This window comes from Dactylosporangium sp. NPDC006015 (genome assembly GCF_040614215.1).
GTDB lineage: Bacteria > Actinomycetota > Actinomycetes > Mycobacteriales > Micromonosporaceae > Dactylosporangium > Dactylosporangium maewongense.
Window position 1 is genome coordinate 479,877 of record NZ_JBEXUD010000002.1, and the last position, 18,883, is coordinate 498,759.

Annotated in this window: 14 protein-coding genes; 9 read left to right on the plus strand and 5 right to left on the minus strand. The window is 71.6% G+C overall.

Going from position 1 to position 18,883, the window contains the following annotated elements; all coding sequences use genetic code 11:
* Positions 1 to 7: 7 nt before the first annotated feature.
* Together ABZ321_RS05205 and ABZ321_RS05210 are read left to right on the plus strand one after the other, a co-directional pair.
* Positions 8 to 1,939: an AAA family ATPase gene (locus ABZ321_RS05205; RefSeq protein ID WP_354889708.1), complete on the plus strand. Its 1,932-nt coding sequence runs from the start codon at positions 8 to 10 to the stop codon at positions 1,937 to 1,939.
* Positions 1,940 to 1,993: 54 nt separating this feature from the next.
* Entirely contained in the window at positions 1,994 to 2,746 is a 753-nt protein-coding gene (locus ABZ321_RS05210; RefSeq protein WP_354889489.1) for a VOC family protein, read from the plus strand.
* A 6-nt stretch (positions 2,747 to 2,752) separates the two neighbouring features.
* On the opposite strand, the gene ABZ321_RS05215 is transcribed toward ABZ321_RS05210, so the two are convergent.
* Genes ABZ321_RS05215 through mqnE form a run of 3 tightly spaced genes read right to left on the minus strand, consistent with a single transcriptional unit; the run spans position 2,753 to position 6,045 of the window.
* Positions 2,753 to 4,540, minus strand: coding sequence for a M14 family metallopeptidase (locus tag ABZ321_RS05215; RefSeq protein ID WP_354889491.1), 1,788 nt, complete (start codon positions 4,538 to 4,540; stop codon positions 2,753 to 2,755).
* 41 nt (positions 4,541 to 4,581) lie between these two features.
* Entirely contained in the window at positions 4,582 to 4,866 is a 285-nt protein-coding gene (locus tag ABZ321_RS05220) for a DUF4229 domain-containing protein (RefSeq protein WP_354889493.1), read from the minus strand.
* A 9-nt stretch (positions 4,867 to 4,875) separates the two neighbouring features.
* Positions 4,876 to 6,045: an aminofutalosine synthase MqnE gene (mqnE, locus tag ABZ321_RS05225; protein ID WP_344508974.1), complete on the minus strand. Its 1,170-nt coding sequence runs from the start codon at positions 6,043 to 6,045 to the stop codon at positions 4,876 to 4,878.
* Between the two features lie 316 nt (positions 6,046 to 6,361).
* Here mqnE and ABZ321_RS05230 point away from each other — a divergent pair, with 316 nt between their 5' ends.
* From ABZ321_RS05230 to ABZ321_RS05245, 4 genes are all read left to right on the plus strand, one after another.
* Complete coding sequence (locus ABZ321_RS05230; protein WP_354889495.1) at positions 6,362 to 7,894, plus strand: C40 family peptidase; 1,533 nt, start codon at positions 6,362 to 6,364, stop codon at positions 7,892 to 7,894.
* Between the two features lie 218 nt (positions 7,895 to 8,112).
* Positions 8,113 to 12,561 (plus strand): hypothetical protein, encoded by a 4,449-nt coding sequence (locus tag ABZ321_RS05235; RefSeq protein WP_354889497.1) that lies wholly within the window; start codon positions 8,113 to 8,115, stop codon positions 12,559 to 12,561.
* Between the two features lie 83 nt (positions 12,562 to 12,644).
* Positions 12,645 to 13,949 (plus strand): DEAD/DEAH box helicase, encoded by a 1,305-nt coding sequence (locus ABZ321_RS05240; protein ID WP_344509363.1) that lies wholly within the window; start codon positions 12,645 to 12,647, stop codon positions 13,947 to 13,949.
* 73 nt (positions 13,950 to 14,022) lie between these two features.
* Entirely contained in the window at positions 14,023 to 14,628 is a 606-nt protein-coding gene (locus ABZ321_RS05245) for a putative glycolipid-binding domain-containing protein (protein ID WP_344508968.1), read from the plus strand.
* Here the strand turns inward: ABZ321_RS05245 and ABZ321_RS05250 are convergent.
* Positions 14,625 to 15,071, minus strand: coding sequence for an Lrp/AsnC family transcriptional regulator (locus ABZ321_RS05250; protein ID WP_344508966.1), 447 nt, complete (start codon positions 15,069 to 15,071; stop codon positions 14,625 to 14,627). The two genes, ABZ321_RS05245 and ABZ321_RS05250, sit on opposite strands and share 4 nt — an antisense overlap.
* Positions 15,072 to 15,258: 187 nt before the next feature.
* On the opposite strand from ABZ321_RS05250, the gene ABZ321_RS05255 reads away from it, so the two are divergent.
* A complete protein-coding gene (locus ABZ321_RS05255) occupies positions 15,259 to 15,486 on the plus strand; it encodes a BldC family transcriptional regulator (RefSeq protein WP_344508964.1) in 228 nt (75 codons plus the stop codon).
* On the opposite strand, the gene ABZ321_RS05260 is transcribed toward ABZ321_RS05255, so the two are convergent.
* Positions 15,449 to 16,081 carry a UbiX family flavin prenyltransferase gene (locus ABZ321_RS05260; protein WP_344509361.1) on the minus strand — a complete coding sequence of 211 codons (633 nt, stop codon included), beginning with the start codon at positions 16,079 to 16,081 and terminating at the stop codon, positions 15,449 to 15,451. The two genes, ABZ321_RS05255 and ABZ321_RS05260, sit on opposite strands and share 38 nt — an antisense overlap.
* 72 nt (positions 16,082 to 16,153) lie before the next feature.
* Here ABZ321_RS05260 and ABZ321_RS05265 point away from each other — a divergent pair, with 72 nt between their 5' ends.
* The gene (locus ABZ321_RS05265; protein WP_344508962.1) at positions 16,154 to 17,614 is read left to right on the plus strand and encodes a menaquinone biosynthesis decarboxylase; all 1,461 of its coding nucleotides are present in this window, start codon (positions 16,154 to 16,156) and stop codon (positions 17,612 to 17,614) included.
* Positions 17,611 to 18,513, plus strand: coding sequence for a menaquinone biosynthesis prenyltransferase MqnP (gene mqnP, locus ABZ321_RS05270; protein WP_354889500.1), 903 nt, complete (start codon positions 17,611 to 17,613; stop codon positions 18,511 to 18,513). Before ABZ321_RS05265 ends, mqnP begins: the two co-directional genes overlap by 4 nt.
* Positions 18,514 to 18,883 lie beyond the last annotated feature (370 nt).

Below are 18,883 nucleotides of genomic sequence, written 5' to 3' on the forward strand. Positions count from 1 at the left end.
GAAGGAAATCACCGTGCCCGCACTGGAAGACGAGCTCGCCGCTGAGCGAGCGCACCTGGAAGCCTCACGCAAAGCGCTCCGCAGGATGCGGGAGCATGCCGAGGATCTGTTCTCGACCGGGGATCAGGTGGCCGGGGACCCGTTCGCGGCGGAGACGCTGGGGCGGCATCTGGCCCGGCGGATCGCCGAGCTGGCGGACAGTCCCGACACCCCGTTGTTCTTCGGGAAGCTGGAGATCGAGCAGGACAAGTTCCACGTCGGGCGGCGGCACGTCACCGACGTCGCCGGAGAGCCGATGGTGCTGGACTGGCGGGCACCGATGAGCCGGAAGTTCTACCAGGCGAGCGTCAAGGACCCGCAGGACGTCAGCAGAAGGCGGCGGTTCGGGTTCGTCAAGGGTGAGCTGACCAGCTTCGAGGACGAGAACCTGCAGGCCGGCGAGGAGCTCGGCACCAGCAGGATCCTGCTGGAGGAGATCGAGCGGCCGCGTGTCGGGCCGATGCGGGACATCGTCGCGACGATCCAGCCGGAGCAGGACGAGCTGGTGCGGGCGGAGCTGGACGAGTCGATCTGCGTTCAGGGGGCGCCGGGGACCGGGAAGACGGCGGTGGGGCTGCACCGGGCGGCGTACCTGCTGTACCTGCACCGGGAGCGGCTCAAGCGGTCCGGGGTGCTGATCGTGGGGCCGAACAGCGCGTTCCTCGGTTACATCGCGAGCGTGCTGCCGGCGCTCGGCGAGATCGAGGTGCAGCAGTCCACGATCGACGGGCTGCTCGGTACACCGGCGAAAACGGACGACGACGAGGCCGCGGCGAGGGTGAAGCACGACCCGCGGATGGCGGACGTGCTGCGCAGACGCCTGGAAGGCAAGATCCGGAAGCCGGAGGAGCCGCTGACGGTGTCCGACGGGTCCTACCGGTGGCGGGTGTCGGCGGAGGCGTTGCGGCGGGTGGTCGACGACGTGCGGCGGGAGGCGCCACCGTACGGGATCGGCCGGGAGCGGGTGCGGGCCAGGATCGTGTCGCTGCTGATGCGGCAGTCGGAGGCGCGGCGCGGCGACTCGCCGAGCGAGGGCTGGCAGCGGCGGATGGGGAGGTCGCAGCCGGTGGTCGCGGTGCTGGATCACGCGTGGCCGGCGGTCACGCCGGAGCAGCTCGTGTTCGAGGTGCTCAGCGACCCGGCCGACGAGCTCCTCGAGCCGCACGAGCAGGCGGCGATCGCCTGGGCCAAGCCGCCGAAGACGGCGAGGTCCGCCCGTTGGTCGGCGGCGGATGCGGTACTGGTGGACGAGGCCGCCGGACTGATCGACCGGGTGCCCTCGTTCGGCCACGTCGTGGTGGACGAGGCGCAGGACCTGTCGCCGATGCAGGCGCGGGTGATCGCCAGGCGCTCCGAGCACGGGTCGATCACGCTGCTCGGTGACCTCGCGCAGGGCACGGCGCCGTGGGCGGCGCTGGAGTGGCGGACCCTGCTGGCGCACCTGGGCAAGCCGGACGCGCGGGTGGTGCCGCTGACGACGGGGTTCCGTGTGCCGGCCGCGGTGGTCGCCCTGGCCAACCGGCTGCTGCCGGCGCTCGGTGTCGACGTGCCGGAGGCGCGGTCGCTGCGGACCGACGGCGCGCTGACGATCGGCGCGACGCCGTTGCAGGACGCGGTGCGGCTGGCGCTGACCTTCGAGGGGTCGATCGGGGTGATCGCGGCGGACGCGGCGGTCCCGGCGATCGCCGCCTCGGTGGTCCACGAGCGGGTCACGGTGCTGCCGGCGAGCCTGGCGAAGGGTCTCGAGTACGACCACGTCATCGTCGTGGAGCCGGCCGACATCGTCGAGGCCGAGCCGCGCGGGCTGAACCGGCTCTTCGTGGTCCTGACGCGGGCGGTGTCGCGGCTGGACGTTCTCCACGAACGTCCGCTTCCTGCACCGTTGGATAGGGTGTCGTGATCACGTCCCGGATGTCACTATCTCGAAACAGTGTGACAACCGGGAGGACGCGGAATGCGAGTAAGGGGTTACGCGCCGGGTACACCGTGCTGGGCCGAGGTCGGCAGCCCCGACCCGGTCGCCGCGCGGGCGTTCTACGGCGGCCTCTTCGGCTGGCAGTTCAACGACGACGGGCACTTCACGCTCAACGGCCGCGCCGTGGCCGGCCTGCGCACCGCCAGCCGGCCCGCGTGGCTGATCTCGATCTCGACGGACGACCCGGCCCGCACCGCCGAGGCGGTCCAGCGGGCCGGCGGGTCCGTGAAGGTGCCGCCGGCGAGCGTGCGGGACCTGGGCACGGCCGCCGTGTTCGCCGACGCCGGCGGCGCGGTCTTCGGCACGTGGCAGCGCAGCAGGTTCGGCGGGGCGCAGGTGTCGTTCGAGCCGGGCGCGATCTGCTGGTACGAGCTGGCCGCCCACGACCTGGACCGGACGGGTGCCTTCTACGGCGAGGTCTTCGGGTGGCACGCGGTGGAGACGGAGAACGCCGAGCCGTACTTCGAGCTGCACCACCACAACGACGCCGTCGGCGGGCTGCTGCCGATCGACGGCCGGTTCCCCGCGGGCCTGCCGGAGCACTGGACGGTGTGCTTCATGGTCGACGACGCGGTCACGGCGTGCGAGCGGGTGGCCGAGCTGGGCGGCACGGTCGCCCGCAAGCCGATGGTGTCGTCGGCCGGCTGGTACGCCCGCGTCGCCGACCCGGCCGGTGCTCATTTCGCACTGATCGAGATTTCCGACGAGTACGGCTTTTCGGGCGGCCTCTAGTGAACGCTAGCCGCGGGTGATCTTGACGTCGTCGACGGCGGCCTCGATGAGGCTGGCGCCGGCGGCGTCGGTGGCCTCGATCAGCAGCTGGATCGTCTTGCCGGCGTAGGGCGTGAGGTCGGCGCTGGCCGCGGCCCACACCGCGGCACGGTCGGACGCCGTGCCGGCCCGGGTGAAGATCGCGGTCTTCGAGCCGTTCTGCACCACGCTGACCTTGAAATGGTCGGCGGCCGACGCGTTCGCGGCGTGCGCGAAGTACCACGACCAGCCCAGCGTGAGCGGGCCGGCGGCGGGCAGCGCGACCGACGGTGACCGCACGCCGGTCGTGCCGCCGTCGACGTCGTAGCTGCCGGCCGCGGTGCCCGCCTTGCGGCCGGTGACCAGGTCATTGTCGCCGCTGACGGTGTCGCCGAGCTGCTTCGGGCCGTTCTGCGTGGTCGCCTCGGGGTTGCCGCGCTCCCACAGCCCGGCGGTCGCGGTGCCGCTGGTGGTGGTCCAGCCCTTGGCGGTCTCGAAGTCGTCCGACCAGACCGTGTCGCCGCCGCAGTACTGCGCCTGCTTGCCGATCATCCGGTAGACGCAGTCGGCGTACTCCGCGAGCTGCAGGCTCGCCTCCTTGTTGCGGGCCGTCTGCGCCGCGATCACGCTCGCCGGCGGGTAGAAGCCGCTGGCGGAGCCGGGCCCGGGGTACATCTCGAACGTGTAGGCGAAGATGCCCTGCGTCGCCCACAGCCAGTCGATGACCGAGCCGTCGGTGATGTAGAGGTCGCTGGACTGCTGGGCGGTGTAGCCGTTGGACTTCGCCATCCCGGCGCCGAGCGCCTCGAACGCCGCCTGCTGGTCGGCGTTGAGCCCGGGCACCGTGTCGGCGACCGTGTAGCCGAACGGCCAGAGGATCAGCTCCGAGAACGTGTGGAAGTCGATGCTCGCCTTGATCTGCTGGACCCCGTTGACCCGCCGGCTGAGCACGAAGTCGCGCAGTCGCTGGGTCTCGGGCGCGGAGAACGCCGCGTCGCCGTGGTAGGTCTCCGACGACGGGTTCGCCGACGATCCCCCGCAGCACCCGAACTTGTAGCTCCAGTTGCGGTTGAGGTCCGTGCCGATGCTGCTGGACCCGGCGTTGGGCTGGCGGTTCTTGCGCCAGTTGCGGTAGCCGCCCGTGGCGATGTCGTATTCGCCGCCGTCGGGGTTGAGGTCCGGCACGATCCACAGCTCGCGGCTGTCGACGAGCTTCGTGATGCGGGGATCCTTGCCGTAGCCGTCGGTGTACAGCTTCACCAGGTACAGCGCCATCTCGACGGTCAGGTGCTCGCGGGCGTGCTGGTGGGCGCCGTAGAGGACCTCCGGCTCGTCCTCGTCGACCGCGACGTTGTCGGAGATCTTGATCAGCGGCATGTCGCGGCCCTGGAACGACTTGCCGATGCTCATCTTGCGGGCGATCGCCGGGTGGTCGGCGACGGCCTTGTCCAGCTCCGCGACCATCTCGGCGTAGTTGTGGTATCCCGAGTCGGCGACGGGGAAGTCCTCGGCGCGGACCTCGGCGACGGCGTAGCCCTGGTCGCGCAGCTTGCGCACCTCGGACGGCAGGGCGGTGATCTCGGCCCGCCCGTGGTCGATCCCGTCGATCGCGGCGCCGCTGCGGGCCACCCGGTTGCGGTCCTCGAGGGTACGGACGCCCTCCACCACGTAGCTGCCGGACCGCTCGGCGGGCGCGGCGCCGGCGGGGTTGACCCCGACGAGCAGCAGCAGGCCGACGCCGGCGAGCGAGAGTGAAACGGACAGCTTGCGGGCCATCGTGACTCCTTGGGTGGACTGCACCATCCAAGGTTTAAGCGCTATTGGTCCGCTTTGGTGGTGCTTTCACCCCCATCATCATCCCCGTTGAGCGCGGCGCGCAGTCGATCGCGCTTTTCCGTGCGGCGCTGGGCGGCGCCGACCGCCTGCACGGAGGCCTCCTCACGGAGGCTCTTCAACAGGAAGAAGGCGAGCGCGGCGGAGACCACCACGGCGATCATCAGCTTCAGCAGCACGCTGATGTCGAGCGGGACGGCGAACATCACCGCGGCGGCCAGGACGAAGAGCCCGAGCCGGGCGAGGGAGTACTTCAGCAGAGCGGACATGGTGTCGTTCTACGCCCAGACCTGCTGCGGCTCCGCCCGGCGCGCGGCGAGGGGCGTCGGCTTCTCGTACTCCCGGACGACCTCATACCGCGTGTTGCGCTCGACGGGCTGGAAGCCGGCGTCCCAGATCAGGTGGAGCAGGTCCTCGCGGTGCATCGTGTTGGGCGTGCCGTAGCTGTCGGCGTCGTGGGTGATCTTGTACTCGACGACCGAGCCGTCGAGGTCGTCGACGCCGAAGTTGAGCGAGAGCTGGGCGACGGACAGGCCGTGCATGACCCAGAAGCACTTGACGTGCGGCACGTTGTCGAACATCAGCCGCGACACGGCGAAGGTCTTGAGCGACTCCGCGGGTGAGGCCATCTTCGTGCGGGCCTGCAGCTTGTTGCGGATCTTGCCGTCGGCGGAGTCGACGAAGTCGTGCTGGTAGCGCAGCGGGATGAAGACGGTGAAGCCGCCCGTCTCGTCCTGCAGCTCACGCAGGCGCATGACGTGGTCGACCCGGTGCCGGGGCTCCTCGATGTGGCCGTAGAGCATCGTCGACGGGGTCCGCAGGCCCTTGCTGTGGGCGAGGCGGTGGATGCGGGACCAGTCCTCCCAGTGGCAGGCGTGGTCGACGATGTGCTGGCGGACCTCCCAGTCGAAGATCTCCGCGCCGCCGCCGGTCAGCGACTCCAGGCCGGCGTCCATCAGCTCGTCGAAGATCTCGTCGGCGGGCAGGCCGCTGATCTTCTCGAACCACTGGATCTCGGTGGCGGTGAACGCCTTGAGCTTGACGCCGGGCAGCGCGCCCTTCAGCTCGCGGAGCACCTTCGGGTAGTACTTCCACGGCAGGGTCGGGTGCAGGCCGTTGACGATGTGCAGCTCGGTGAGCTGCTCGTCCTCCATCTCCTTGGCCTTGGCGACCGCCTCGTGGATGCGCATCGTGTAGGCGTCCTTCTCGCCCGGCTTGCGCTGGAACGAGCAGTATGCGCAGCTGGCGGAGCAGACGTTGGTCAGGTTGAGGTGCCGGTTGACGTTGAACATCACCCGGTCGCCGTTGAGCTCGGTGCGCTTGTGGTGCGCCAGCTTCCCGAGCCAGACAAGATCGTCGCTCTCATACAGAGCGATGCCGTCTTCCCTGCTCAGCCGCTCGCCGGCGACGACCTTGGCCTCGAGTTCACGCTTCACACCTGCATCCACGAGGCCAGCGTACGTCGGCCCGTCCGGCGGGGAAGAGGCCCGGGCGCCAGTGCGGTGTTCATCTCTCTGTTCACCTCATCGCGAGCAAGCTGACATTGATCAGCTCTCGACGCTGATTGCTTCCGTGAGGTAAACAAAAGTGGGCAGAAACACGGTCGGGCGGCAGACCGACTGATCGATCGATACTGATCGACCAATGGCGGGCAGACCGACTGGGGACGGTGGCATGGACGGATTGGTACTGAGAGCGGCGAGCTATCCCGGCGACGAGTGGGTCCCGCCTGCACAAGCAGAGGAATCCGCGCAGGTCGCGGCCATGGTCCCCAGACAGCGCGGGAAGCACTCGACCGGCCGGCGCGGCAGGATGTTCGTCGCCACGATCGTGTGCACGCTGCTGTGCTCGCTGGTCCCCCGGCCCGCGTACGCCGATCCGGGCGGCGCGATTCCCGACACGGGCTCGCGGCCGATCGCGGCCGGCACGCTCCTCATGCCCGGGCAGACGGGCACCGGCACCTCCGTGCCCGTCGGTGGGAGCACCACGACGCAGCGCGGCCCGCTCGCCACCCAGCTCGCCACGCTCGAGGTCGCCGTCAGCACGCTCGGGCAGAAACGGCTCCAGGCACAGATCGACCTGGAGACCGCGCAGGCCGCGGCCGCCGACGCCCAGGACAAGCTGCGGCTGGCCACCGACCAGGTCACCGAGCTGCGCAGCCGGGCCGACTCGGCCGCCGCGGAGGCCTACAAGCGCGCGACGGGTCTCGGCCCGCTCGACGGCTATGCCCACAACCTGCACCAGTTCGGCCTGCTCGCCCCGGGCCTCGGTCAGCAGCCGGGCAGCCAGGAGGACGCCCGTGGCCTGCTGCGCGCCGAGCAGGAGGAGGCGGCCGCCAAGCTGCAGTACGAGCTGGCCCAGTCGACCTACCTCGCCGCGCAGGGCACGTTCGTGCCGCTGGACTCCGACTTCAGGATCAAGGACGCCGAGTTCCAGAAGCTCAAGGCCGACAACGAGGCGGCGGTCCTGCGGATCGCCGCGGAGGACGCGGCCGCCGAGCAGGTCCTCGGCACCGTGGACAACGTGCCGGTCGACGGCATGGTCGCCAACCCGAAGGCCCTCCAGGCGCTGAACTACGCACTCGGCAAGATCGGCAGCTGGTACGTGTGGGGCGACGAAGGCCCCAGCACCTTCGACTGCTCGGGGCTGGCCTACTGGTCCTACGGGCAGGTCGGGGTCCGCGTGCCGCGGGTCGCCAACGACATGTACCACGGCACCCACGCGATCCAGGCGACCAAGCGGACCCTCGGCGACCAGCTGCTCCCGGGCGACCTGGTGTTCTTCGCCAGCGACTCCAGCGACTGGCGCTCGATCTACCACATGGGCATCTACGTCGGCGGCGGCAAGATGGTGCACGCGCCGACCACGGGTGACAAGGTGAAGATCGGGCAGGTCAAGTGGTCGCGCTTCTTCGGCGCCACCCGGATCTTCGACGCGGTGCGGGCACCGAACGCGACCCCGACCACGACGGCGCCGTCCTCGACCCCGCCGTCGTCGACGCCACCCTCGTCGACCCCGCCGTCCTCGACGCCCCCGTCTTCGACGCCGCCGACGTCGACGCCACCGACGTCCACGCCACCCTCGTCCGCACCGCCGTCGTCGGCGCCGCCGTCGTCCGCGGCACCCACGACGACGACCGCACCGCCGCCCGCGCCGGAGCCCACCGCCGACGAGACGTCGAAGGCGCCGAGCACCCCGGCCAGCAGCACTGCGGCGCCTTCGAAGTCGGCGCTCAAGCCGTCCGCGGCCGGGGCAAGCACGACCGCGCAGACCACGGCGTCCGCGTCAGGAAACTGAGCGACCTGTTCCACCGGACCGGCTCACGGGGTCTCCCGTGGCCGGTCCGTTCGTTTCCCAACAAATCCGGCGTCCGCACCCGCGGATGATCTAAAACCCGACCGAGGTCCGGTCCAGCGTTCCGTGACTCGATGTGGCACCGTGGACGCGTGACTGGCGGCGGGGGCACGCCGGAAGCGCGACGACGCCCGGGCAGGGCACGGTCATGGAGGGCAGCAATGGACGAGCGGGAGACACGGGACGGCGCACGCGACGAGGGGGTGCGGGCCGGCTCCCCGTTCGGCTTCCCGCCCGGCGCGCAGCCGCAGGCCACGAACCCGGCGGCCGGCACCGACGCGGAAGCACTCGACGACCTGCCGCCGCTGCCGCCGCCACCACCGGTCGGCGCCGACCTGCCGCCGGACACGCCGGAGGAAGTGGTCCCCGACGCGGCGTACGAACTCCCGCCCACCCCCACCGACGGCGCCCTCTGGCCCGGCGGCGACCCGTTCGCGGACGCCGACGACGACGAGGACGACCCGGAGGTCGCGGCGATGGTCGCGGCGTTCCACTCGACCGACACCGCCGTGCCCGCGTCCGACGGGCTGTCCGAGGCGCCCGACACCCCCGAAGGCCTGGACGCCGGCGTGAGCCCCGCGGGCCTGGGCCCCGCCAGCACCGGTGTGGACGCCGGGTTGAGCCCCGCGCCGAGCGGCTCGCTGAACGAGGCGCCCGACCAGCGGCCGGCCGGTCCCGACGGGCCGCGCCGCCGCGCCGAGCCCGAGGCGGACGTGATCGCCGCCGCGCTCTCCGCCGAGCCGCCGGCGTTCCAGCTGCCGAGCTTCGACTCCGTCGCCGGGACGTACGGTCCCCCGCCCGGCGAGTCCACGCCGTACTCCGGAATCCACCCCGCGGAGCCGGAGTCCTCGGACGTGGCGGCGCCGCCGTTCGCGCCGGTTCCGGTCTCTGGCTTCGGGGCTCCCGCCGCGTCGATCGAGGACCCGGTGTCGCCGGCCCCTGGTTCGCCGGCCGACTCGCCCGCCGGTTCGCCGGTCGCTGGTTCGTCTGAGGAATCGTTGCCGCCGCTGCCGAGCCGGGCGCGGGCGCCGCGGCCGCTGCCGGAGTCGTCGTGGGACGCGTTCGCGCTGCCGTGGAGCGCGCCCTCGTCCTCCGATTCACCCGCTGCCGGCGATTCACCTTCTGGTTCACCTGCTGGTTCGGCTGCTGAAGCGCCGGTGTCGGAGCCGCAGGTGGTGCATCCGTTCGCGGTGCAGCGGCCGTCCCTGCCGTTCCCGCCCGCCGCCGAGCCTGCTCCGGCCGCCGCGGCCGAGCCCGTCGTCGAGCCTGTGCTCGCGCCGATCGACCGGCCCGTCGTCGACGTGCCCGCCGAGCCGCTGATGGCGCCCGGCTCGTCCGCTCCGGTCTCCTCCGCTCCGGTGGTGCTGCCGGTCGCCGGGGCGTTCGCCGCCGCCGTGGTCGCCGCCCGGGCCAGCGCCTCCGTGCCCGGCGCCCACTCGGTGACCGCCGAGGAGGCCGAGCAGGCCGCCCGCGCCGCCGCCACCCCGACCGTGTACCGCACCTCCATGGCCCTGCCCCAGTCCATGGCCGGTCCGGGCGCCTCTCCCTCCGGCGCCTTCGCCGCCGCTGGTCAGGACGCCTCGCCTGCCGCGGCGCCTGTCGACCCGATCCCGGGGCCGGAGCCGTCGCCGCTCCCCGGCCCGGAGCCGTCGCCGTTCCCGAGCCCGGAGCCCGTGCCCACGCCGGAGCCGGCACCGTTCCCGCCGGCGCCGGAGCCCGAGCCGATCCCGACGCCGTACCCGCCGACTCCCCCTGCGCCCGAGCCCGCTCCCGTGCCGGAACCGGAGCCGACGCCGCAGCCGTTCCCCGTGCCTGAGCCGTCCCCGGTCCCGGGCCCCGGACCCGCGCCGTCGCCGCCGTTCCCCGGGCCAGGGCCGCAACCGCCGTCGCCGTTCCAGGCGCCCACGCCGTACACGACGCCGTCCTCCCAGCACCCGTGGGGCACCTCCGACGCCGGCCAGCCCGCGGCCGCTGCCACCGGACAGGATGGGGCGCCCGCTTGGGCCCAGCCGGCCGCCGGCGTACCGCAGCCGCCTGCCGGACCGCAGCAGCCGCCGGCCCCTGCGCAGCCGTGGCTGGCCGGCCAGCAGCCCGTGTCGACCCCGCCCGGCCAGAGCTGGACCCAGCCCCCGGCGCAGCAGCCCTGGCAGGCTCCCCCGGCCCAACCCGCCCCCGGCGGCTACGGCCCCCCGGCCCAGCAGCCCCCGGCCTACCAGCCCCCGCCGCAGTACGGCACCCCCGGGCAGCACGGCCAGCCCGGGCAGCACGGCCAGCCCGGCCCGGCGGGTCAATACGGCGTTCCCGGCCAGTACGGCACCCCTGCCCAGTACGGCGCTCCCGGCCAGCAGGGTGTTCCTGGTCAGCACGGCGCCCCGGCCCAGCCCGGCGCTCCGGCCCAGCCCGGCCAGTACGGCGTCCCGGGCCAGTACGGCACGCCCGCCCAGCACGGTGCGCCGGGCCAGTACGGCACGCCCGCTCAGCCCGGGCAGTACGGCACCCCGGCCCAGCACGGTGTTCCTGGTCAGCACGGCGCTCCGGGGCATCCGGGTGCTCCTGGTCAGCACGGCGCTCCGGGGCATCCGGGTGCTCCTGGTCAGCACGGCGCTCCGGGACAGCACGGCGCCCCGGCCCAGCCTGGTCAGTGGGGTGCCCCGCAGCCCGGCCAGCAGGGCGCCGCGGGCCAGTACGGCACGCCACCTCAGCACGGGCAGCCCGGCCCGGCGGGTCAATACGGCGCTCCCGGCCAGCCCGCCCAGTACGGCACGCCCGGCCAGCCCAACACCTACGGAACGCCAAGCCAGCCCCCGGCCCCACCCGCGCAGGGATGGTCCGCCCCGCCGGCGTCAGCCCCGCCCGCGCAGGGTTGGGCCGCGCCGCCGGCACCCGCCCAGCCCAGCTGGCAGCAGCCGCAGGGCCAGCAGCCCGCCGCCGCACCGGGCGAGCAGGGCTGGGCCACCCCACCCGGCCAGGGCTGGGCCCCGCCGCCGGCCGCTCAGGCCTGGCAGCCAGGCACCGGCCAGACGGGCGAGCAGGTCTCCTCTCCCCCGGCACCCTCCTGGCAGGCGCCCCCGGCTCAACCGGCATCAGCCCCACCGGCGTTCGCCCCACCCACCTCGGGCGCACCGGCCTCCAGCACCCCGCCGTTCGCCCCGCCGCCGTCGTCCGACTCGGCACCGCCCGCGTTCGCACCGCCGACCTCGGGCGCACCGGCCTCGGCCCCACCCGCGTTCGCAGCACCGGCCTCGGCCCCACCCGCGTTCGGCGCACCAGCGTCGGCACCGCCCGCGTTCGCGCCGCCGTCGTCGGACTCGACGCCGCCCGCGTTCGCACCACCCACCTCGGGTGGACCGGCGTCCAGCACCCCGCCGTTCGCCCCGCCCGCATTCGCACCGCCGCCGGCGGCGGGTGGGCCGGGTGCGGGCACTCCGCCGTTCGCGCCGCCCGCCTACGGGGCTCCGGCGTCGGAGCCGCCTGCTTCGGCGCCACCAAGCTCCGGGGCAGGGTCGTACACATTGCCATCAGCATCACCGTCGGACTCCATGCCGCCGGTCTCCTTGCCGGGCGCTGTGTCCGGATCGTTCACCATGCCGTCCGCGACGCCGTCACAGTCGACGCCGCCGAGTTCTGCGCCACCTAGTTCGGGGGCTGGGTCGTACACCATGCCATCAGCATCACCGTCAGACTCCATGCCGCCGGTCTCATCGCCGCCGGCCTTCTCCATCCCCTCGGCGAGCCCGTCGGACTCCACGCCGCCGGTGTCGGCGCCGCCGAGCTGGGCTCCCGGTGGGCAGGCGTCAGGCTGGACGCCACCGCCGCCGGCCGCTGACTCGGTGTCGGCGCCGTTCGCGCCGAGCTGGGCCGCACCGTCCGCAGAGGCCCCCGCGCCGTCTGCGTCCCCCGCTCCCTCGGCTCCCTCCTCTCCTGCCGCGCCCGCGGCTTCTGCCTGGGCGCCGCCCCCGTCATCGCCGGACTCAGGGCAGGGCTGGGCGCCGCCGCCTTCCTCCGACGGGCCGCCCGCCTACTCGGTGCCGACCGCCCAGCCCGAGCTGCCCCCGCTGCAGCAGACGGGCTGGGGCGCGCCCGCCTGGACCCCGTCCGAGCCGCCGTCGGCGGGTCCCGAGCGGGACGACCGGCCGTCCAACGACAGGACGCCCGGCGCCGTCTACCCGTCGAGCGGCGCACCCGCCAACCCGTCTCCTCCGCCGCATCAGCAGCCGCCCGCGATCCCCCCGCCTGCGTCGGACGAGACCCAGGTGGTGAGCGACGCGGGCCCTTCGCCCGCGGCGGAAAGCTACGGAAAATGGGCTCGGAACCATCGCGGCTCTGCGGGCACAGTCTATGGCGGGCAAGGTGTCACCCCGGTGACAACAGCCTCGGCCGACGGCGGCAGCAGTCCTTTGGAGAACTCCGGCTCGCTGACCGGGCACATCTTGAGTCAAGGCACGCAGGAAGCGGACGAGGACGACGACGAGCCGGCCCGGTCCAGCAACCTGAAAGTCATGGTCATCATCGCGGTCATCGTGGTGGTGCTCGTGGTGGGCGGTTACCTCGCTGTCACGTTCTCCAAGTCATTCATGGAGGACATGTTCAGCGACGTACCGCAGAAATAGTGAGGCACGACACCTCGACGCGGGGTCGGTGAGCGAGATCGGATAAGCTGAAGGGTCTCCAATCGGAAGGTCCCAGCTCCTTGCTGCTCGCTGACCCCAGTTCGTTCCCCTCCATCTTCGAATCCACCGATGAGCCGGGCTTCGCCGGCCTCGGTCTGCCCGCCAGGTTGGTGCGCGCACTCGCCGACCAGGGCATCACCGATCCGTTCCCCATCCAGGCCGCGACGATCCCCGACGTCCTCGCGGGCCGTGACGTGTTGGGCAGGGGGCGCACCGGCTCGGGCAAGACGCTCGCGTTCGGCCTGCCGCTGCTGGCCCGGCTGGCGGCGAGCGGGCGGTCCCGTCCGCATGCGCCGAAGGCGCTGATCCTCGTGCCGACGCGCGAGCTCGCGATGCAGGTCAACGATGCGCTGACGCCACTGGCGAAGACGCTCGGCCTGTTCTGCAAGACCGCCGTCGGCGGCGTGCCGTATGACCGGCAGATCTGGTCGCTCGAGCGGGGGGTCGACGTGCTCGTCGCGACGCCCGGCCGCCTCGGTGACCTGATCAAGCGCGGGGTCTGCCGGCTCGACGCGGTGGAGGTCACCGTGCTCGACGAGGCCGACCAGATGGCCGACATGGGCTTCCTGCCGGAGGTCACCGAGATCCTCGGTCAGACGCCGGCCGGCGGCCAGCGCCTGCTCTTCTCCGCGACGCTCGACAAGGACGTCGACTCGCTGGTCAAGCGCTTCCTGGTCGACCCGGTCACGCACTCGATCGAGCCGCCGACCGCTTCTGTCGGCTCCATGGACCACCACGTGCTGCTGGTCCCGCCGAATGACAAGTTCGCCATCGCCGCGTCGATCGCCGCCCGCAAGGGCCGCACGATCCTCTTCGTGAAGACGCAGATGGCCGTCGACGAGCTGGTAGAGCAGTTCGCGGCCGTCGGCGTGCGGGCCGGTGCCCTGCACGGCGGCAAGACGCAGCGGGTGCGCACGCGCACGCTCGCCGAGTTCAAAGAGGGCACGTGCAACGTGCTGGTGGCGACCGACGTCGCGGCGCGTGGCATCCACATCGATGACGTGTCGCTGGTCGTTCATGTCGACCTCCCACGTGACCAGAAGGACTATCTGCACCGTGCCGGGCGGACCGCGCGGGCGGGGGCCGCGGGGACGGTCGTGACGCTGGTGCTGCCACGGCAGCGGCGGCGGGCGGCGGCGCTGCTCGCGAAGGCCGGGGTCACCCCGACCGAGCTGCGGGTGCGGGCCGGCGACCCGGCATTGGCCGAGGTCACGGGCGCTCGGCAGCCGAGCGGTGTGCCGGTGCGCATCCAGCGCAGTGCCCCGTCGCACGGTGGTCGTCCGGCCCGGCGGCCGAATCACGACCATGATCGTCGTCCACGGCGTTAGTCGCTGACGACAAGGGCGGTCCGCGTATGGTGCGGACCGCCTTTTTGTCGTACCCATCGGATAGCGTCGACGCATGACGGTGCTTCCTCGGGCGTTCGCATGGCAGCGGACCGACACGACAGGCGGCGAGTTCGTCACGCTCGACGATCGCCGCGGGCTCTATGCCAAGGGCACGGCGTTCGCCGCCGACAACGCGTTGTATTCGTGCCGATATGACCTGCACACCGACGAGGGCTGGGCGAGCACGCGGCTGGAGGTGACGGCCGAGGGTGCGGGCTGGCGACGGACGCTGCGCATGGAGCGGGCCGCGGGCCGGTGGCGGGTCACCACTGGCGAGCAGGGCGATCTGGAGCGGGTGCTGCCGACGGCGCCGTTCGCGGGCATCGAGGAGCCCGACCGGCTGCATCAGGTGCTCGACGTCGACCTCTACAACTCCCCGCTGACCAACACGTTACCGGTGCGCAGGCTGGGCCTGCACCGCGCGGAGCCCGGCACGGTGGCGACGATCGAGGCGGCGTGGGTCCTGCTGCCCAGCTTGGCCGTGTTGCCGTTGCAGCAGGTGTACGAGGTGCTGCCCGGCCGACGGGTCCGCTATTCCTCGGAGGGTTTCACGGCCGAGCTGGAGCTGGACACGGACGGTTATGTGGTCGACTATCCCGGGCTTGCGACGCTGGCCTAGGCCGGGGGCTGGGTGCGGCCTTCCCACTTCGTGGAGAGGGCGATCGCCGTGCGCGTGCGGGCGATGCCTTTGACGCGGTTGAGGTCGATGATGAGCCGCTCCAGGTCGCCGATCGTCTTCACGCGCGCCTTGCACAGAAACGATTCCTCGCCCGCCATGAAGTAGCAGGATTCGATCTCCTGATGCTCGCGGAGGGCCTCGAGGATGTCGTCGGTGTCGCCGTTGCTGTCGTGCACGATGCCGATGATGGCGGTCAGCGGCAGCCCCATGGCCTCCGGGTGGATTTCGGCGCGGTAGCCCTGAATGACCCCCGACGACTCGAGCTTGCCGACGCGTTCGTGCACGGCCGGCGCGGACAGGCCCACCTTCCGGGCCAGCTCCGCGTATGGAAGCCGGGCGTTGTCTCGAAGCAGGTCGATGAGTTGTCGATCGATCGCATCCATCGCGTCCAGCCTAATGGTCAGGGTTTTAGCACAGCTAATTACCCAACACGTGCGATTTCCTCGTTTCCCGGACACGGCACGCTAGCGGTGCTGTAATGGGCGTACATCCCAGGATGACTCGTGCTTTCAGCTTGCCGCATGGGGGTGCGCGGGCCCGATCGAGCCACCCATGGGTTAAGGAGGGGCCGTGGAGACGGGAGATCGTCTGCTGACGCCCGGCGAAGTCGCCGCCTTGTTTCGTGTCGACCCCAAAACGGTGACACGCTGGGCTGCGGCCGGCCGGATCAGCAGCATCCGAACCCCGGGGGGACACCGGCGGTTCCGGGAATCCGAGGTGCGGGCACTGCTCGAAGGAGACGAGACGCTCGACGACACCTCTAACGGGAATGGCCGAGTTCACCCGACCAACGAGTGAACAAGGTATGAGTGACGCCGGCAGCGTCGAGGACCTTGCCGGCGATGAAGTCAACGAGTTGGGCGGCCGTGGCCGCCGCTCCGGCCGAGTAGAAGCCGGGGCTGGCGGGGAGGACCACGGCGCCGGCGTCATGCAGGGCGATGAGGTGCTCCAGGTGACTGCGGGTCACCGGGGTCTCCCTCGGGACGACAACCACCGGGCGGCGCTCCTTGAGGTTGACCTCGGCAGCCCGCTGCAGCAGGTCCTTGGAGAGGCCGATCGCGATGCCGGCGCACGCCGCGGTGCTCGCCGGCACGACGAGCATGCCCTTGACCTGGTACGACCCACTACTGGGACCGGCGGCGAGATCACCGGCGGGCCAGTAGGCGACGTCTGCTCCTGTCGCTTCCTGCCCCACCCAGGTGGCCAGGTCGTCCTTCCAGTGCGCGTCACGGAAGGGCGCACCAGTCTCGTCGAGGATCGTGAGCCGGGCGGCGCGTGACACGACGAGGTCGACGGCCTCGCCCGCGTCGAACAGCGCCCGGATCACCGCGGCCGCGTACGGCGTGCCGGACGCCCCGGACACCCCGACGACCCACGGCCTGCGCTGATCCACCACGCGGTCAACTCTGCCACAACTGACCAGCCCGCTCGGAAAGTGTCATACCGGGTTGGCAGGATGGTGGGCATGGCACGCGGCTTTCCGTACGCAGACCTCAACGCCTTCCTCGCCGACCTCCAGCGGGCAGGTGAGCTGCATCGCGTGTCCGCACCCGTCGACCCGCACCTGGAGATCAGCGAAATCGTCACGCGGACCGTCCGGGCGGGCGGGCCGGCGCTCGTGTTCGACCGGCCGACACGTGGCGACATGCCGGTCGCGATCAACCTGTTCGGCACCGAGCGGCGGATGGCGATGGCGCTCGGAGTCTCCCATCTCGACGAGGTCGGCGAGCGCATCGGGTCGCTGGTCAAGCCGGAGCTGCCGGTCGGCTGGGCGGGCATCCGCGACGGCATCGGCAAGCTGCTGCAGCTCAAGGCCGTGCCGCCGAAGCACGTGAAGACCGCGCCCTGCCAGGAGGTCGTCTACAAGGGCGACCAGGTGGACCTCAACCGGCTCCCCGGCCTGCAGATCTGGCCCGACGACGGCGGGATCTACCACAACTTCGGGCTGACCCACACGAAGCACCCCGAGACCGGCAAGCGCAATCTCGGGCTCTATCGGCTGCAGCAGCACTCGCACAACACGCTCGGCATGCACTGGCAGATCCACAAGGACTCGACCGCGCACCACGCGGTGGCCGAGCGGCTCGGGCAGCGGCTGCCGGTCGCGATCGCCATCGGCGCCGACCCCGTCGTCTCCTATTCGGCGAGCGCCCCGCTGCCGTCCGACATCGACGAATACCTGTTCGCCGGGTTCCTGCGCGGCGAGCGGGTCGAGATGGTCGACTGCCTGACCGTGCCGCTGCAGGTGCCGGCCAATGCGCAGATCGTGCTCGAGGGCTATCTGGAGCCCGGCGAGCGCCTGCCCGAGGGGCCGTTCGGCGACCACACCGGGTTTTACACGCCGGTCGAGGACTTCCCGGTGCTGCACGTCGAGTGCATGACGACCCGCAAGCAGCCGATCTACCACTCGATCATCACGTCGAAGCCGCCGCAGGAGGACCTGGGCCTCGGCAAGGCGACCGAGCGGATCTTCCTGCCCCTGCTGAAGATCATGATCCCCGACATCGTCGACTACGACCTGCCCGCGGCCGGCGTGTTCCACAACTGCGTGATCGTGTCGATCCGCAAGCGCTATCCGAAGCACGCGCAGAAGGTGATGAGCGCCATCTGGGGCGCGCACCTGCTGTCACTGTCGAAGTTGATTGTGGTCGTCGACGAGGACTGCGACGTGCACGACTACGCCGAGGTCGCCTTCCGCGCCTTCGGCAACGTCGACTACAAGCACGACCTGCTGATCACCGAGGGGCCGGTCGACCACCTCGACCACTCGTCCTATCAGCAGTTCTGGGGCGGCAAGGCCGGCCTCGACGCGACCCGCAAGGGCCCGTCGGAGGGCTACCATCGCGGCTGGCCGGAAGAGATGATCATGTCCCCCGAGGTCGTGGCGCGGGTCGACAAGCGCTGGAGAGAGTATGGGTTCAAGTGACGCTCGCTGAGGCACCCCCGAGCCGGGTCAAGGCTTTCCTGCGGCTCGTCGCGATCGAGCACTCGGTGTTCGCGCTGCCGTTCGCCTATCTGTCGGCGCTGACCGCGATGACCGTGCACGGCGGCCACGTCAACTGGGCCGATCTGCTCCTGGTGACGATCGCGATGGTCGGCGCCCGCACATTCGCCATGGCCGCCAACCGGATCATCGACCGCCACATCGACGCCCGTAACCCGCGCACCGCCCAGCGCGAGCTCGTCACCGGCGCCGTCAGCGTCCGCACCGCGTGGACCGGCGCCGCCGTCGCCCTCGTCGTGTTCCTCGGCGCCGCCGCTCTGCTCAACTGGCTGTGCCTGGTCCTCGCCCCGCTCGCCGTGGTGCCGCTGGTCCTCTACCCGTATGGCAAACGCTTCACCAACTGGCCGCACGCGCTGCTCGGCCTGGCGCAGATGGTCGGCCCGGTCGGCGCATGGCTCGCCGTCACGGGCGACCTGAGCGGCTCGGGCCCCGCCTGGGTGCTCGGCGCCGCGGTCGGCCTGTGGATCGGCGGCTTCGACCTCATCTACGCCTGCCAGGACGCCACCGTCGACCGCGAGATCGGCGTCCACTCCGTCCCCTCCCGCTACGGCGTCCCCTTCGCCCTGCACCTGTCCAGCGCCGCCCACGTGGTGACGTTCGGCCTGTTCGTGTGGTTCGGCCAGCTCGTCGGCCTCGGCTGGCTGTGGTGGATCGGCCTGGCCGCCACGGCTGTCGCCTTCATCTACGAGCACGCCATCGTCCGCCCCGACGACCTGTCCCGCGTCAACCGAGCCTTCTTCACCGCCAACGGCTTCGTGGGGATCGCACTCTTCGTGTTCGCCCTCCTCGACCTGACCGTCTTAGGCGGCCTCCGCCCCTGACCCATCTCACCAACCTCGACCCCGCCCCGCCCACGTCGACGCCTGGCACCCACGTCGGACACTGACGTCCCGACGTCCGTCGGACGGAAGCCTTCCCACGGACGTCACTGGCGCCGGGCGCGTGGCTTCGCAAGGACGTCAGCGTCCACGCCGGCATCGGCCGCAGGCGTCGACGTTCCACGCCGGCATCGGACACGGGCATCAGGCATGGAACCTCGCGCAGCTGTGGGCGTCAGGCATCCGTGTTGGTGTTTCCGCAGTCGTTGAGCGTTTGCGCGGGCCTTCGCGTTTGACGTTGACGTTCCCGCAGACGTCAGGCGTCCGGCGCGAGGCCTTCGCAAGGACGTCAGCGTCCACGCCGGCGTCGCAC

What these genes read in the sequence shown, in the direction of transcription:
- ABZ321_RS05235 (WP_354889497.1), top strand. Translation starts at nt 8,113, where the DNA reads ATGGACGAGCGGGAGACACGGGACGGCGCACGCGACGAGGGGGTGCGG.
- ABZ321_RS05215 (WP_354889491.1), bottom strand. Translation starts at nt 4,540, where the DNA reads ATGGCCCGCAAGCTGTCCGTTTCACTCTCGCTCGCCGGCGTCGGCCTG.
- ABZ321_RS05210 (WP_354889489.1), top strand. Translation starts at nt 1,994, where the DNA reads ATGCGAGTAAGGGGTTACGCGCCGGGTACACCGTGCTGGGCCGAGGTC.
- ABZ321_RS05230 (WP_354889495.1), top strand. Translation starts at nt 6,362, where the DNA reads ATGGTCCCCAGACAGCGCGGGAAGCACTCGACCGGCCGGCGCGGCAGG.
- ABZ321_RS05220 (WP_354889493.1), bottom strand. Translation starts at nt 4,866, where the DNA reads ATGTCCGCTCTGCTGAAGTACTCCCTCGCCCGGCTCGGGCTCTTCGTC.
- ABZ321_RS05265 (WP_344508962.1), top strand. Translation starts at nt 16,154, where the DNA reads ATGGCACGCGGCTTTCCGTACGCAGACCTCAACGCCTTCCTCGCCGAC.
- ABZ321_RS05250 (WP_344508966.1), bottom strand. Translation starts at nt 15,071, where the DNA reads ATGGATGCGATCGATCGACAACTCATCGACCTGCTTCGAGACAACGCC.
- ABZ321_RS05245 (WP_344508968.1), top strand. Translation starts at nt 14,023, where the DNA reads ATGACGGTGCTTCCTCGGGCGTTCGCATGGCAGCGGACCGACACGACA.